The sequence below is a fragment of the Massilia frigida genome (assembly GCF_011682175.1).
GTDB classification, from domain to species: domain Bacteria; phylum Pseudomonadota; class Gammaproteobacteria; order Burkholderiales; family Burkholderiaceae_D; genus Telluria_A; species Telluria_A frigida.
Window position 1 is genome coordinate 73,803 of record NZ_WHJG01000007.1, and the last position, 14,575, is coordinate 88,377.

The following is a 14,575-nucleotide window of genomic DNA, read 5'->3' on the forward strand; positions in this document are numbered from 1 at the left end:
GGAGAAACGTATGCGGATTGCCACCAGCCAATATCAAGCGACGATGAATATCTCGCTCCAGCAAAACCAGGAGCGCATCAGCTACGTGAACCAGCAGATGGCGAGCCGTACCCGGATCCTGCTGCCGTCCGACGACCCGGTCGACACGGTGCGCATGTCGCGCCTGCACCGCGAAGAGTCCGCCGTTGGCCAGTACCGCGACAATATCGCCGCGCTCAAGATCCGCCTGACCAAGAACGAAGCCTACCTCGGCAGCATGGTGAACGACATGATGCAAGGGCGCGACCTGCTGGTCTGGTCGTCCGACGGCGGCAACGCCCCGGCCGACCTGGCCGCCATGGTCTCGCCCCTGACCGCCCTGCGCGAAAGCCTGCTCTACAGCGCCAACTCGATCGACCAGGAAGGGCGCTATGTGTTTTCCGGCACCCAGACCGGCACCGCCCCGATCGCCTACAACGCGGCCGCCGCAATCGGTTCGCGCTACAGCTACGCCGGCAACACCAACGACCAGACGGTGGTGGTCGGCAATGGCATCACCCAGGTTGCGAACGGCAATATGAGCGGCATCGAAACCATGCTCAACCAGCTCGACATGACCCTGGCCGCGCTCAGCGCGCCGGGCGCCAGCGCCAATGATCCGGCCACCCGGGCCACCCTGGCGGCCAACCTGGACGGCTTCGACACCGCGCTCGAGCTCATTTCCGGCAAGATCGCCGTGCTGGGCGGCTCGCAAAACATCCTCAGCACGCTCGACGAAAACCACAGCAATGTGAGTTTGTCGAACCAGATGGCGCTGACCGACATCGGCCAGCTCGACTACGGCCTCGCCGCGACCGAGCTGAGCGGCTACACCAGCGCGCTGGAAGCGACCTACAAGGCCTATGCCAAGATAGGCAACCTGTCCCTGTTCGCGGCACTCTGACGCCATGGAAGCGATCCGTCCCACCACCGGCAGTACCAGCGGCCCGGCCGGCGCCAACGGCAGCGGCGTGCGCAGCGAGGCGGCCCCGGGCGCCACGCCAGGGGGGCGTCCGCCCCAGCTGACCCCGGTGGCGCCGGCACGCAGCACCCCCGCCCCGCTGCGGCGCGGCCTGGCCAGCGTCGACCACCAGCTGCAGGGCGACGTCGCCAGCGCCCAGCAAGCGCTCGATTTCCTGGAACAGGTGGCCGGCCAGCTGCAAGCGCTCAAGGGCGAGCTGAGCGCCAAACTCAGCTCGCGCCGTGGCGACAGCGGCGCCATCGAAGCCCACCTGCGCCAGCTTGGCGCGACCATGGACAAGCGGCGCCAGGCCAGCGGCGGCAGTGTCGACGCGCGCCTGAGCTTCAGCAGTCCGGCGCCGGCCAGCCAGCGCTTCCGCATCAAGGGCCTGAACCTCGACATGCTCACCGCCGGGGCCGGCCAAACCCTGTCGTTTTCGGTGGGCGGCAACACCCAGCCGCTGACGGTGACGGTGGATCCCTCCATGACGCGCGACGACATCGTGGTGCGCTTCGACCGCGCGCTGGCCCCGGCCAATATGCGCGTGAGCGCCGACGGCAGCGGCGCGCTGGTCTTCAGCACGCCCGAGACGGCCTGGCCGATGGTACGCGATTCGCTCTCGATCCAGGGGGTGGGGCGGGTCGCGGTGGAAGCCGATACCGACGTCGTCATGCCACAGCAATGGGGCGCCAGCAACGCCGACGCCCTGCGCCAGAGTTTGCATGAAGTCGTGCAAGCGCTCGCGCAAGTGCAGCGCTCGCAGGATGCGGCCAGCCAGGCGCTCAGTGCGGCGGCCAGCCGCGCCGCCGTCGACCAGGCGCCGCCGGCCGACATTGAAGTGATGGCCCAGGATTTCGCCGACACCGCCAGCACCCCGAACTACGAATCGCTGCTGGCGCTGACCTCGGCGCTGGTCGGCATCAGCCGCGAGCGCGTCCTCGCCCTGCTCGGCCTGCACTAAGCAGCCCACCGGGGTCTGACCTCTGATTAGAGCCCACCGGGGTCTGACCTCTGATTAGCAACAATGCTAATTCGTCCGACTCCGGCCTGATTTTCCCTACAACCGGGGTCAGAGCTCTAATTTGCAACATTGCAAATATCGCTCAGCTCCCGGTGTGGCGATGTTGCATTCAGCTAAAACGCCTCAGGTGCCTGGAGCGCGCTGCTGCGACGGCTTAACAGCAGGACGCCGACCGCGCCCGCCAGCGCCAGCACCAGCGCCACGATCTCGGCCTGGCTGGCCTGAACACTCCCCAGGGCGAATTTCGGATTGACCCGGATCTGCTCGATCAGCAGCCGCTCCAGCCCCGCCAGCACCAGGTACACCGAAAACAGCCAGCCGCTTTTGAACTGGTGCTTGCGCAGCTTCCACAGCAGCGCGAAGCAAGCCAGCGCCATCACCGTCTCGTACACCGACGTCGGATACACGCCCGGCGCCGCCAGCACCTCACCGAAAATATTGTTGTCGTAGGTCTGCGCCCAAAACCAGGTCGGCAGCCACTCGGGTTTCAGCGCCATGTTCGCCGCCGTGCCCCAGTCGCCGTCGCCGGACACCTGGCAGCCGACGCGGCCGAGCGCGTAACCGAGCATCATGGCCGGCGCCACTGCGTCGAGCAGCGGGCGGATCGGCAACTTCCAGCGGCGCACGCAAATCACCCCGGCCACCGTGCCAAGGATGAGCCCGCCGAACACGCTCAGGCCGGAACGGCTGAAAATCATGCTCCACGGATCGGCCATAAACTGATCGGTATGCTCCAGGATGTGGAACAGGCGCGCGCCGACCACGCCCACCAATACCACCACAAAGGCGAGATCATTGACGATCTCCTGCGGCGGCACCGCCACCTCGCTCACCACGCCATCGTCACCCTTGACGCGCTTATGTGCCGGACCGATGCGGCCGGCCGCGTACAGCCGGGCCAGCTCGCGCTTGAGGCACTCGGCGCCGGCCATGATGGCGCACGCCACCAGCAAGCCGAAGGTGGCGATCGGCAACGGCAGGTCGATGCCGGTCAGGTCCCTGATGACATCGCTTAAATACGGATACGACATGCCTATTCTTTCTGCAATGTTTCGAGTCAGAGCTCTGACCCCGATGAAGGAATGTTTCAAGTCAGAGCTCTGACCCCAATGAAGAAATGTTTCGAGTCAGAGGTCAGACCCCGGTGGTGCCGGGTTGTGCTGAAAGCCGAAACGCCTTCCGCCAGGCCAGCATCGTGTCGATGCAAGCCCAGGGGAAGGCGTTGTCGCTACGGAATGCGAGGCACTCCGTGGGCGTCAATTACGCGGAATCGCGGCCAGCTTTTTTACGCTCGTGCTCTTTCAGGTAGCGCTTGCGCAGGCGGATCGATTTTGGCGTGATTTCGACCAGTTCGTCGTCGGCGATGAATTCCACCGCGTATTCGAGCGACATCTGGATCGGCGGTACCAGGCGCACCGCTTCATCGGTACCCGACGAACGCACGTTGGTCAGCTGCTTGCCCTTGATCGGGTTGACGACCAGGTCGTTGTCACGCGAGTGAATGCCGATGATCATGCCTTCGTACACTGGGTCGTTGTGCACCACGAACATACGGCCGCGGTCTTGCAGTTTCCAGATCGCGTAAGCAACCGCCGCGCCGTCGTCTTGCGAGATCAGCACGCCGTTGCGACGGCCAGCCATTTCGCCTTTCGAGTTGTCGACCGGTGCGTATTCGTCGAATACGTGGCTCATCAGGCCGGTGCCGCGGGTCAGGGTCATGAATTCGCCCTGGAAGCCGATCAGGCCACGCGCAGGAATCTTGTATTCGAGACGAACACGGCCCTTGCCATCCGATTCCATGTTTTGCAGGTCGCCACGACGACGGCCCAGTTCTTCCATGACGCCGCCCTGGTTGGCTTCTTCAACGTCAACCGACAGTTGCTCGAACGGCTCGTGGCGCACGCCATCAACCATTTTGAACACCACGCGTGGACGCGATACGGCCAGCTCGAAGCCTTCGCGGCGCATGTTTTCGATCAGAATCGTCAGGTGCAGCTCACCGCGGCCCGAGACTTCAAAAATCGTGTCGTCGTCGGTCGGCGCTACGCGCAGGGCAACGTTGGCTTTCAGTTCGCGGTCCAGACGGTCGCGCAGCTGGCGGCTGGTGACGAACTTGCCTTCGCGGCCGGCCAGTGGCGAGTTGTTGACCATGAAGTTCATGGTCAGGGTCGGCTCGTCGACGGTCAGCATCGGCAGCGCGTCCGGGGTGTCCGGCTGGCAGATGGTCGAACCGATGCCGATTTCGTCGATACCGTTGATCAGCACGATGTCGCCGGCGACGGCTTCGTCAACCAGCACGCGCTCCAGGCCCTTGAAGTTCAGCACCTGGTTGATGCGGCCCTTGATCGGGGTCGAATCAGGACCGTTCAGGACGATGACGTCCTGGCCGGACTTGATGCGGCCGCGCGAGATACGGCCAATGCCGATCTTGCCGACGTACGAGGAGTAATCGAGCGAGGTCACTTGCATCTGCAGCGGGCCGTCCGGATTGTCGTCACGCACAGGAACGTGCTTGAGGATGGCTTCGAACAGCGGGGTCATGTCGCCTTCGCGCACTTCCGCATCGAGGCTGGCGTAGCCGTTCAGGGCCGATGCGAACACGACCGGGAAGTCGAGCTGTTCGTCGGTGGCGCCCAGTTTGTCGAACAGTTCGAACGTCTGGTTGATCGCCCATTCAGCGCGTGCGCCCGGACGGTCGATCTTGTTGACGACCACGATAGGCTTCAGACCCAGCGCCAGCGCTTTACGCGTCACGAAGCGGGTCTGCGGCATCGGGCCTTCTTGCGCATCGACCAGCAGCAGCACCGAGTCAACCATCGACAGCACGCGCTCGACTTCGCCGCCGAAGTCGGCGTGGCCTGGGGTGTCGACGATGTTGATGTGGGTGCCGTTGTATTCAACCGCGCAGTTCTTCGACAGAATCGTAATGCCACGTTCTTTTTCGAGGTCGTTCGAATCCATTACGCGGGTTTCGACTGCCTGGTTTTCACGGAAGGTACCGGATTGGCGCAGCAGCTTGTCCACGAGCGTGGTTTTGCCGTGGTCAACGTGGGCGATGATAGCGATGTTACGAATTGCGCGTTTTGAATTTGACATGGTCGTAAGGAACGGAAATGTACGTGGTGTACGAAGGTGTACGGTGCTGCTTAAATCAGGAACCGACTAGTATAGCATGCTAAACCGGCGTATTGCGCACCACCAATTTGAAAAGCCCTGCAATTTCAATGGCTTGCTGCTTTTTTCACCACAGGCATGCACCGCTCCGGTGCAATTGTGACTGCTTTTCGTGTCAGCAGCATGACAAGCTCACCGCGCCGCGATTGCCGAGTCGCGCCGATGCGTCGCATCATCGCCCTCTCTTTACCAAATGGAATCATGATGAGCGATCACGCCGGCAGCGACACCACCAACGATGGCTGGGACGCCATCGACGCCAGCCTGGCGCGGCTGTATCCCGGCCAGCAGCCGCGCCACGTGGGAACGGTGCTGCGCGCGAGCATGGGCGGGGGCGATCCGCTGGACGGCATCAGCGTCTATCGCAGCACGCAGGGCCTGCCGCACTGGCATTACGTCACCTACGGCCTGTCGGAACTGTACGGCAAGGAGTCGGGCGACCCGGACGACAGCGGCTATGGCCTGGAACTGACCTTGCGCCTGCTCGCCCTGCCCGGCGAGACCGAAGCGCCGTCGTGGCCGTTCAATTTTCTGCACAACCTGGCGCGCTACGTTTTCCGCACCGGCAACGTGTTCGCGGACGGCCACTGGATGACCGCCAACGGCCCGATCGCGCTCGGTACACCTACCGACATCTGCTCCATGGCGTTTGCCAGCGACCCGGAATTGCCCGCCATCGATACGGTCAACGGCCGGGTCGAATTCCTGTAGGTCGTCGGCCTGACGATCGGCTAAGGCCCGTCCCGCTATTCGTACAAGGTGCCGATCGCCAGCGGGCGCGTGGCGGCCGTCACCTTGGCCCCGGCCGGCAAGTCGGCAAAGCGCACCGTCACCACCTGGTACAGGCCCATCGAGCCATCCTCGAACGGATGGGCTTCGGCCGGCGCCAGCATGCGCGGCGGCGCACCGCCCACCTCCAGCGCAACCTCGGGCGCCGAACCGGCCGGATACACGATCTTGATGCCGGCGCACCGCTTGCCGAACAGGCGCATGCGGTAGCCCGAGGCACGCTGGGCCGCCAGCAATTGCTCGCAGGCGTCGCGCAGCAGGCTGGCCTCGTACACGCCGTCGTCGCGCTCGCGGATGCTATAGCGCCCGCTGAAATAGTAATTGCCCTTTTGCCGGTTCAGGGTGATCACGGCATCGTCTTCGTAAGCCTTCTTTTCCATCGGCAGTTCGGCCCGGCCGATGGCGTCGACCGCCACCTCGAAGCGGGTGCGTGCACCCGCCACGCTCAGGCGCAGGCCCTCGAGCGGCACCTCGGGACGCTGCGGCCGCACCTGCAAATGGGCCTGGATCAGGGGCCGCGTGCGCACGAACGGGGCGAAGAAGGCGGCCGCCTTGTAGGCATGGCGGTAGCCGATCCATTCGGAATCGCGCTGCGCGTTGATCTCCACCGTCACGACGGAATCGGCAACGACAGTATCGGCGGCCGGCACGGCGGTCGGCAGGCAGGCGGCAAGCAAGAGCAATTTCGTCAGCGTTTTCATCGGTGGCAATACAGAAAGTGGGACTGCCATTCTAGTCCAGGGCGGGCGCGCCGCCATGTGCCACAAGATAGAGGCGCCGCATGACTTCCGGCACTGACCCGCGCCGCGCCGCGTCACGTAGAATTGCCACCTCGACAGCAAGCGCTCCCGGCGCTCACAAAGCGCCATGACGACATCCCGATTCGACAAACTATTCCCCCGCGCCGTATGGCCGCTGGCCTGCCTGGTGGTGACGGGGCCGGGCTGCGCGCTGCTGTGGAGCTACCAGGTCGACTTCGACGCGCTCCATAGCGCGGCCGGCCGCCTGGCCAGCATCGTCGCCAACCACTTCACCACGCCGCCATCGGCGCTGAGCGCCGGCACCGACCGCAGGGAATTGACCGCCCTGCTGGTGCGCCTGCTGCGCACCGGCTGCGCCATCGGCTTTGCCGCGCTGGCCTGGCTGCGCGCCAGCGGGCCGGCCTGGCCAGCCGTGCTGCGCTCGCCGGCGGCGCTGGGGCTGCAACTGGTGCTGGCAGTGGTCGGCGACATGGGCCTGGTCTATGTCTTCACCGCCCAGCTCGGCACACTGCCGCTGCGCAGCGCGCTGCGCTGGCTGGCGGCGGCGGCCCTGGTTTCGTCGGGCGCAACCCTGCTGGTGATCCTGGACCTGCCCATGTCCGACGCTCGCTTCATCATGGCTTGCATGCTCGCGGCAGGCGAAGCGATGATCATGGCCGTCGTCACGACGGTGGTGCATGTGGCCCTGGGCGAACGGCGCGCGCGCGTCGCATTGGCCGCGGCGCACGCGCAACTGCAGGCGACCCAGGCCCTGCTGGGCGAAGCGGTGCGCGCCAGCGAACGCATGCGCCTGGCGCGCGACCTGCACGACATGGCCGGCCATCACCTGACCGCGCTCAAGCTGCACCTGGACCTGGCCAAGCGCCAGGCCGGCGACGCGGCCCCGGCCGCGCTGGCCACGGCCAGCAGTCTCGCCGCCACCCTGCTGGCCGACGTGCGCCTGCTGGTCAGCAGCGAACGCGGCGGATGCGATATCGATATGCGCCTGGCGCTGGAAACCCTGTGCGCCGGCATTCCGGCGCCGCGCATCGAGCTATGCATCGGCGAACGGCTCGGGATCGATTCGGCGGCGGTCGCGCATGCGCTGTTCTGCGCGGTGCAGGAAGCGGTCAGCAACGCCATCCGCCACGCCGGCGCGGCCGTCATGACGGTCGCCTTGCGGCGCGACGCCGGCGGCGAGCTGCTGCTCGACATCGCCGACGATGGCCGTGGCAGCGGCGGCGCGGCCGAAGGCAATGGCTTGCGCGGCATGCGCGAACGCCTGGCCCAGCTGGGCGGCAGCCTGCACGCCGCGAATGGCGCGCGGCATGGCTTCGCGCTCGGCATCCGCCTGCCGGCATCGGGAGCGGCGGCATGATCCGCGTGGTGCTGGTGGACGACCAGATGCTGGTGCGCAGCGGCATCCGCGGCTTGCTCGACCTGACCGCCGACATTCGCGTGGTGGCCGAAGCGGCCAATGGCGACGAAGCCGTGGGCGTGATCGCGCAGGCCCAGGCCGATGTGCTGCTGCTGGACGTGCGCATGCCGCTGTGTTCGGGCATCGAGCTGCTGCGCAGGCAGCAGGGCTTGCTGCCGCCCACCATCCTCCTGACCACCTTCGACGATGACGAAGCGCTGTTCGACGGCATGCGCGCCGGCGCGCGCGGCTTCCTGCTCAAGGATATTTCGCTCGAACGCCTGGCCGAGGGCATCCGCAGCGTCGCCGCCGGCGCCACCCTGTTCCGCCCGGGACTGACCGAACGCACGCGCGCCGCCTACGAACAGGCTGGCGGCACGCGCATACCGGCCGAGGGCGGCGCGCGCCTGACCGCGCGCGAAACCGAAATCCTGGCGCTGATGGCGGCCGGCTTGAACAATAGCGAAATCGGTGCCGCGCTGGGGCCGAGCGAAGGCACCATCAAGAATCACGTTTCAAACATCCTTGCCAAACTGGCCGTGCGCGACCGCGTACGCGCGGTGCTGCGCGGGCTCGAACTCGGCTACATCTGACCAACGCACTTCCACAGGAAACCATGACCATCCCAACCCGGGCGCGCGCCCGCGCCAGCTTCGCCTCCATCGCCACGTTCACGACCCTGGGCGCTTGCTGCCTGCCGGCGGCGGCGCAGTCGCCGACCACCCAGATGCCGGAAGGAACCACGGATGTCGACATCAGCCTGATCGCCGCGCTGGTGCAGGCGAAAGAGGGCCGCAGCGGGATGAAAGCGATCGTGCTGCCGAGTATTTCAGCCCAGTGGAGCAACGGCATCTTTGCCGAGCCGGGCGAAGTCGGCATGCAGCTGTCGGAAGATCCCATGCTCAAGTACGGCCCCCTGCTCACCTATGGCGCGCGCTCGCACCGTGGCGACGACAAGGACAGCAAATTCCAGCTCGGGATCGAGGCGGGGGCGTTTGCCAGTTACCGGCTGGCGCACAATATCGGCTTCCATTCAAACGTGCTGTACGGAGGAAGCGATGACCACGGCGGCGTGCGCCTCAATCTGGGTGCCAATTACAGCATGCGGCTCGGTACCCACCAGTCGCTCAATGCCGGCGTGGGGATGAACGTGGTCAACCACAGCTACATGCAATCGTATTTCGGCATCTCGCCCGCGCAGGCCGCGCGCAGCGGCAAGCCGGTGTACCGGGCCGGGGGCGGGGTCAAGGACGCCTATCTGTCGCTGCGCTGGAATATCGACCTGAGCACCAAGTACGCGCTCAGCAGCGGCATGGTCGCCTCGCGCCTGATGGGCAATGCGCTCGACAGCCCGCTGGTGGATACCCGCAGCAGTACCGCCGTGTTCACGGTCTTGACCTATCACTGGTGATGTCGTGAAGCGGGGGGACGGCCGTGTGCGACGCGCTCACCCCGTCGCGCGGGCGACGCGGCTAATACGGCCGCTGCCGGCTTGCCTTGTACAGCCGCCAGGCGGCCACCGCGCCCCCGAGCAGCGCCAGCCCCAGGCATGCCAGATGCAACTCGTTCACCGACACCAGGTCGAGCAAGCCATTGCTGCTCGACAGCGGCCGCCACGGATGCATATCGCTGTGCATGATGGCGTCGAGCATGATGTGCGACAGCGTGCCGAGGAACGCCCCCATGCACGAGGCCAGCCAGCTGATCGGCTGATGGGCGATCTTCAGCAGGCGCAGCACCAACTCGCTGACCGGTTTGCCAGTCAGCGCGGCCGCGCTCCCGATCAGCAGCGCGCCAGCCAGGGTATGGGTCGGACCGTGCAGGATGTCGGCGCCCTGGATCAGGCCCACCAGCGGCTCGATATCGATCAGCACTTGCGCGCCGCCGAACACCATGAAGCTGAAATGGCGCCCGCCCACGGCCTTCATGGCCGCGCCGGGACCCAAGTGGAAGGGTGTGAACGGCATTTACGCGTGCACGGCCGCGATCAGGCGCTCGGGCGCCAGGATCGCATATTCCTGCAAGTTCGCCGTGCCCAGCAGGCGGGTCTCGTGATACACCCGCACCCGGCCCAGGCTATCCGGCAAGGCAAGCGCTTCCTTGCCGAGCGCCAGGCGCTGGCCCTGCAGGAAGCGCTTGGCCAGTTCCTCGCTCAGCTGCACCGCCGGGAAACTCGACAGCAAGGCATCCACCGGCGCCAGCAGGCTGAGCGGTTCCGCATGGGCCTGCAAGGCTTCCAGGGTCACCATGCCATCGATGGTCAGTGCGCCGACCTGGGTGCGGCGCAGCTGGATCAGGTGCGCGCCGCAGCCGAGCGCGTGGCCGATGTCTTCGCCCAGCACGCGGATATAGGTGCCCTTGCTGCAAGTAACCGCTAACTTCAGCAGCGGCGTTTCAAACGAGATCAGTTCCAGCTTGAGGATGGTGACCGGGCGCGCTTCGCGTTCGAGCGTGATGCCTTCGCGTGCGTACTCGTAATAGGCCTTGCCGTCGCGCTTGAGCGCCGAATACATCGGCGGCACTTGCATGATCGGGCCGCGGAACTGCGGCAGCACGGCTTCGATCTGGGCCAGGGTGACGTCGACGTCGCGCATGTCGATCGCTTCGCCTTCAGTGTCGCCGGTGGTCGTGGTGATGCCCAGGTGGACCGTGGTTTCATAGGTCTTGTCGGCTTCGAGCAAGTCTTGCGAAAACTTGGTCGCTTCGCCGAAGCACAGCGGCAGCAAGCCGGTGGCAAACGGGTCGAGCGTGCCGGTGTGGCCGGCTTTCTTGGCGTTGAGCACGCGCTTGGCCTTGATCAGCGCGTCATTGGACGACAGGCCGACCGGTTTGTCGAGCAGCAGCACGCCGTCGACCAGGTCGCGCACGCGTTTGATATGGGCTTGTTTCATGCCGCGTTATTCGGTGTCGGGCTTGCTGGCGGTAGCCGCCGTATCTTCAGGCACCGGAACCGGGTCCGGAACCGGATCCGGAACCGGGTCCGGCTCGGCATCGGCCGCGCGGGTGGCATTGGCCTGGTCGATCAGCAGCGACATTTCCATGCCGCGCGAGGTCGAGGTGTCGTGCACGAAGTGCAGCATCGGCAAGGTATGGATGTGCAGGCGCTTGCCCAGCTGGTTGCGGATGAAGCCGGCTGCGGCGCCGAGGCCGTCGACCGTGTTCTTGATCGTTTCCTTGTCGTCCTTGAACATGGTAAAGAACACCTTGGCGTGGGCGTAGTCGGGGGTGATCTGGACTTCGGTGATGGTGATCATGCCGATGCGCGGGTCTTTCAGACCGTACGCGACGATTTCAGCCAGGTCGCGCTGGATCTGGTCAGCCACGCGCAAGCCGCGGGCGGGAATGGTTTTGCTGTGTTTAGCCATGTTCGTATACTACTCTTTATGATTTTGTAAGGTGGAAAAGCGCAGCGCCGGGGTCGGCGTCATGGCCTAAAACCACAAACTTAAAAACCGTCATTCCCGCGCAGGCGGGAATGACGGTTTGGGAGGCGGTGGCCGGAATAGCGTCAGCTGGCGGCCACCGGTTCGGCGCCCGTTTCCAGGGCGCCGCACCGTTGTGCATCCAACGATTACAGCGTACGGGCGATCTCTTGAACTTCGAACACTTCGAGGACGTCGCCGACTTCGATATCGTTGTAGTTCTTGAGCGACAGGCCGCACTCCAGACCGGCGCGCACTTCTTTCGCGTCGTCCTTGAAGCGCTTGAGCGAGTCGATCTCGCCAGTCCACACCACGATGTTGTTGCGCAGCAGGCGAACCGAGGACGAACGCTTGACCACGCCATCGGTGACCAGGCAACCGGCAATCGCGCCGACTTTCGAGACCAGGATCACCTGGCGAATCTCGACCTGGCCGGTGATGTGCTCGCGCTTCTCCGGTGCCAGCATGCCCGACAACGCCGCCTTGATCTCGTCGATCGCATCGTAAATGATGTTGTAGTAGCGAATGTCCACACCATTCGACTCGGCCAGCTTGCGCGCCTGGGCGTCAGCACGGGTGTTAAAGCCGATGATGACCGCTTTCGATGCGACCGCCAGATTGACGTCCGATTCCGTAATGCCGCCGACCGCCGCGTGCACAACCTGTACCCGCACTTCGGACGTCGACAGTTTTTGCAGCGAGCCAACCAGCGCTTCCTGCGAACCCTGCACGTCGGTCTTGACGATGACAGGCAGATTCTTGACTTCGCCTTCGCCCATGTTGTCGAACATGTTTTCCAGTTTCGCCGCTTGCTGCTTGGCCAGTTTGACGTCGCGGAACTTACCTTGACGGAACAGACCAATTTCACGCGCTTTACGCTCGTCGGCCATGACCATGACTTCTTCACCGGCCACCGGCACTTCGGTCAGACCCTGGATTTCGACCGGGATCGACGGACCAGCTTCGCTGATCGCCTTGCCGTTCTCGTCCAGCATGGCGCGCACGCGGCCATACGAGGAACCAGCCAGGATCACGTCGCCGCGACGCAGGGTACCGGACTGCACCAGGATCGTCGCAACAGGACCACGGCCCTTGTCCAGACGTCCCTCGACCACCAGGCCACGCGCTGGCGCGTCGACCGGGGCTTTGAGTTCCAGCACTTCGGCTTGCAGCAGAACCTGCTCCAGCAGCGCATCGATGCCTTCGCCGGTCTTGGCCGACACCGGCACGAATGGCGATTCGCCACCGTATTCTTCCGGCACGACTTGTTCAGCAACCAGTTCCTGCTTGACGCGGTCCAGATTCGCACCCGGCTTGTCGATCTTGTTGATCGCCACCACCAGCGGTACGCCGGCAGCTTTTGCGTGAGCAATTGCTTCCTTCGTCTGCGGCATCACGCCATCGTCGGCGGCAACCACCAGAATCACGATGTCAGTCGCTTTCGCTCCCCTTGCACGCATGGCCGTAAACGCTTCGTGACCCGGGGTGTCGAGGAAGGTGATGATGCCGCGCGGCGTTTCGACGTGGTAAGCGCCGATGTGCTGCGTGATCCCGCCCGCTTCGCCCGACGCCACTTTGGCACGCCGAATGTAATCGAGCAGCGAGGTCTTGCCATGGTCGACGTGACCCATGACGGTGACCACCGGTGCGCGCGAGACGGCTTCGAAGTGGGCGTGTTCGCCCTGGTCGGCCAGCAGTGCTTCCGGATCGTCGAGTTCAGCCGCAAATGCCTTGTGGCCCATCTCTTCCACCAGGATCATCGCCGTTTCCTGGTCCAGCACCTGGTTAATGGTGCACATCTGGCCCAGCTTCATCAGCTGCTTGATCACTTCCGATGCCTTCACGGACATCTTGTGCGCCAGTTCGGCGACCGTGATGGTCTCAGGAACGTGAACGTCCTTGATGACCGCTTCGGTCGGCGCCTGGAAATTGGTTTCGCGGTCATCGCTGTGCGATGGACGACGGCCCTTGGCGCCACCGCGCCAGCTGTCGCGGCCACCCGGCGAACCGGTGTTGCCACGTGGCTTGATCGAGCCCGGCGCGCCGCGTTTTTTCGCGTCGTCCGACCAGGTCGACGAGACATTGGCCGACTTGATCGACTTCTTGTCCGCCGTAACCGGCTTCTTGTCGCCCGGCTTGTCGCCCGGCTTCTTGTCGGCTGGCTTGTGCAGCGTGCCTTCGGGCGGCTTCGGCTTGATCGCGGCCACTGGTGGCGCAACCGGTTCCGGCGCCTTGATCGCGCGCCGCGGCGCATTCATCATGGCCTTGATCTGCGCGACTTCGTCGGCCACGGCCTTGCGGGCGCGGTCGTTCGCTTCGGCGCGGGCAGCAGCTTCCTGCGCGGCGACAGCAGCCTTTTTCTTGGCTTCGTCGGCGGCAGCTTTCTTCGCTTCGTCGGCGGCAGCCTGGTCGGCACCAGCGGCGGCGGCGGCAGCAGCAGCGGCTACGCGCTTCGCTTCGGCATCCGCTTCTTTCTTGGCGTCGGTCTCGGCCTGCTTGACCTGGGCTTCTTTTTCGGCGTCGAGCTTGGCAAGGCGCTCCTGCTTTTCACGCAGGTCGGCTTCCTGGCGCGCGATCAGCTCTTGCTGGCGGCGTGCTTCTTCCTCGCGACGCGCCACTTCGGCTGCGTCGATCACCGGTGCAACGGGCGCTACGGCCACTGGCGCTGGCGCCGGTGCCGGATCGTCGCGCTGCACGAAGGTGCGCTTCTTGCGCACTTCGACCTGGATCGTGCGCGACTTGCCAGTGGCGTCAGCCTGCTTGATCTCGGTGGTTTCTTTGCGCGTCAGCGTGATTTTCTTCTTCTCGGTGTCGGTCGCCGTGCCGTGGGTACGGCGCAGGTGATCCAACAACTTATCCTTATCATCTTTCGACAATGGATCTGACGTCGAACTTTTATCGACGCCGGCAGAACGCAGCTGCGTCAGCAGCAAATCTGCAGGCATCTTCAGTTCGGTGGCAAATTGGGCTACGTTGTTACTCGCCATTCAGTCCTCTTTTCTTTGTGTCGAGACAGATGATAAGGTTACTCAA

General features: G+C 64.7%; 13 protein-coding genes. 6 read left to right on the top strand and 7 right to left on the bottom strand.

Features of this window, described 5'->3' with window-relative positions; genetic code table 11:
* The first annotated feature begins 10 nt into the window (after positions 1 to 10).
* Complete coding sequence (flgL, locus tag F2P44_RS09350; RefSeq protein ID WP_167086431.1) at positions 11 to 922, top strand: flagellar hook-associated protein FlgL; 912 nt, start codon at positions 11 to 13, stop codon at positions 920 to 922.
* A 4-nt stretch (positions 923 to 926) separates the two neighbouring features.
* Positions 927 to 1,940 (top strand): hypothetical protein, encoded by a 1,014-nt coding sequence (locus tag F2P44_RS09355; RefSeq protein WP_167086432.1) that lies wholly within the window; start codon positions 927 to 929, stop codon positions 1,938 to 1,940.
* Between the two features lie 173 nt (positions 1,941 to 2,113).
* On the opposite strand, the gene F2P44_RS09360 is transcribed toward F2P44_RS09355, so the two are convergent.
* Together F2P44_RS09360 and typA are read right to left on the bottom strand one after the other, a co-directional pair.
* On the bottom strand, positions 2,114 to 3,031 hold the full coding sequence (locus F2P44_RS09360; protein ID WP_167086433.1) for a prolipoprotein diacylglyceryl transferase: 918 nt from the start codon (positions 3,029 to 3,031) through the stop codon (positions 2,114 to 2,116).
* 229 nt (positions 3,032 to 3,260) lie between these two features.
* Entirely contained in the window at positions 3,261 to 5,096 is a 1,836-nt protein-coding gene (gene typA / locus F2P44_RS09365) for a translational GTPase TypA (RefSeq protein ID WP_167086434.1), read from the bottom strand.
* 282 nt (positions 5,097 to 5,378) lie between these two features.
* On the opposite strand from typA, the gene F2P44_RS09370 reads away from it, so the two are divergent.
* Positions 5,379 to 5,885: a suppressor of fused domain protein gene (locus tag F2P44_RS09370; protein WP_167086435.1), complete on the top strand. Its 507-nt coding sequence runs from the start codon at positions 5,379 to 5,381 to the stop codon at positions 5,883 to 5,885.
* A gap of 35 nt (positions 5,886 to 5,920) precedes the next feature.
* Here F2P44_RS09370 and F2P44_RS35430 read toward each other — a convergent pair whose 3' ends face one another.
* Complete coding sequence (locus F2P44_RS35430) at positions 5,921 to 6,664, bottom strand: hypothetical protein (RefSeq protein ID WP_167086436.1); 744 nt, start codon at positions 6,662 to 6,664, stop codon at positions 5,921 to 5,923.
* Between the two features lie 166 nt (positions 6,665 to 6,830).
* Between F2P44_RS35430 and F2P44_RS09380 the strand changes: the two genes are divergently transcribed.
* The 3 genes from F2P44_RS09380 to F2P44_RS09390 are packed head-to-tail and all read left to right on the top strand — an operon-like array spanning position 6,831 to position 9,531.
* Positions 6,831 to 8,081 carry a sensor histidine kinase gene (locus F2P44_RS09380; protein ID WP_167086437.1) on the top strand — a complete coding sequence of 417 codons (1,251 nt, stop codon included), beginning with the start codon at positions 6,831 to 6,833 and terminating at the stop codon, positions 8,079 to 8,081.
* Positions 8,078 to 8,713 (top strand): response regulator, encoded by a 636-nt coding sequence (locus tag F2P44_RS09385; protein WP_167086438.1) that lies wholly within the window; start codon positions 8,078 to 8,080, stop codon positions 8,711 to 8,713. Before F2P44_RS09380 ends, F2P44_RS09385 begins: the two co-directional genes overlap by 4 nt.
* Before the next feature lie 23 nt (positions 8,714 to 8,736).
* Positions 8,737 to 9,531 carry a MipA/OmpV family protein gene (locus F2P44_RS09390; protein WP_167086439.1) on the top strand — a complete coding sequence of 265 codons (795 nt, stop codon included), beginning with the start codon at positions 8,737 to 8,739 and terminating at the stop codon, positions 9,529 to 9,531.
* Between the two features lie 61 nt (positions 9,532 to 9,592).
* Here F2P44_RS09390 and F2P44_RS09395 read toward each other — a convergent pair whose 3' ends face one another.
* The 4 genes from F2P44_RS09395 to infB all read right to left on the bottom strand — a co-directional run bounded on the left by F2P44_RS09395 (position 9,593) and on the right by infB (position 14,529).
* The gene (locus tag F2P44_RS09395; RefSeq protein WP_167086440.1) at positions 9,593 to 10,087 is read right to left on the bottom strand and encodes a hypothetical protein; all 495 of its coding nucleotides are present in this window, start codon (positions 10,085 to 10,087) and stop codon (positions 9,593 to 9,595) included.
* Positions 10,088 to 11,011 carry a tRNA pseudouridine(55) synthase TruB gene (gene truB, locus F2P44_RS09400; protein WP_167086441.1) on the bottom strand — a complete coding sequence of 308 codons (924 nt, stop codon included), beginning with the start codon at positions 11,009 to 11,011 and terminating at the stop codon, positions 10,088 to 10,090.
* A gap of 6 nt (positions 11,012 to 11,017) precedes the next feature.
* Positions 11,018 to 11,485, bottom strand: a complete 468-nt coding sequence (gene rbfA, locus F2P44_RS09405; protein ID WP_167086442.1) for a 30S ribosome-binding factor RbfA — start codon at positions 11,483 to 11,485, stop codon at positions 11,018 to 11,020.
* Positions 11,486 to 11,691: 206 nt separating this feature from the next.
* Positions 11,692 to 14,529: a translation initiation factor IF-2 gene (gene infB, locus F2P44_RS09410; RefSeq protein ID WP_167086443.1), complete on the bottom strand. Its 2,838-nt coding sequence runs from the start codon at positions 14,527 to 14,529 to the stop codon at positions 11,692 to 11,694.
* Positions 14,530 to 14,575: the final 46 nt, after the last annotated feature.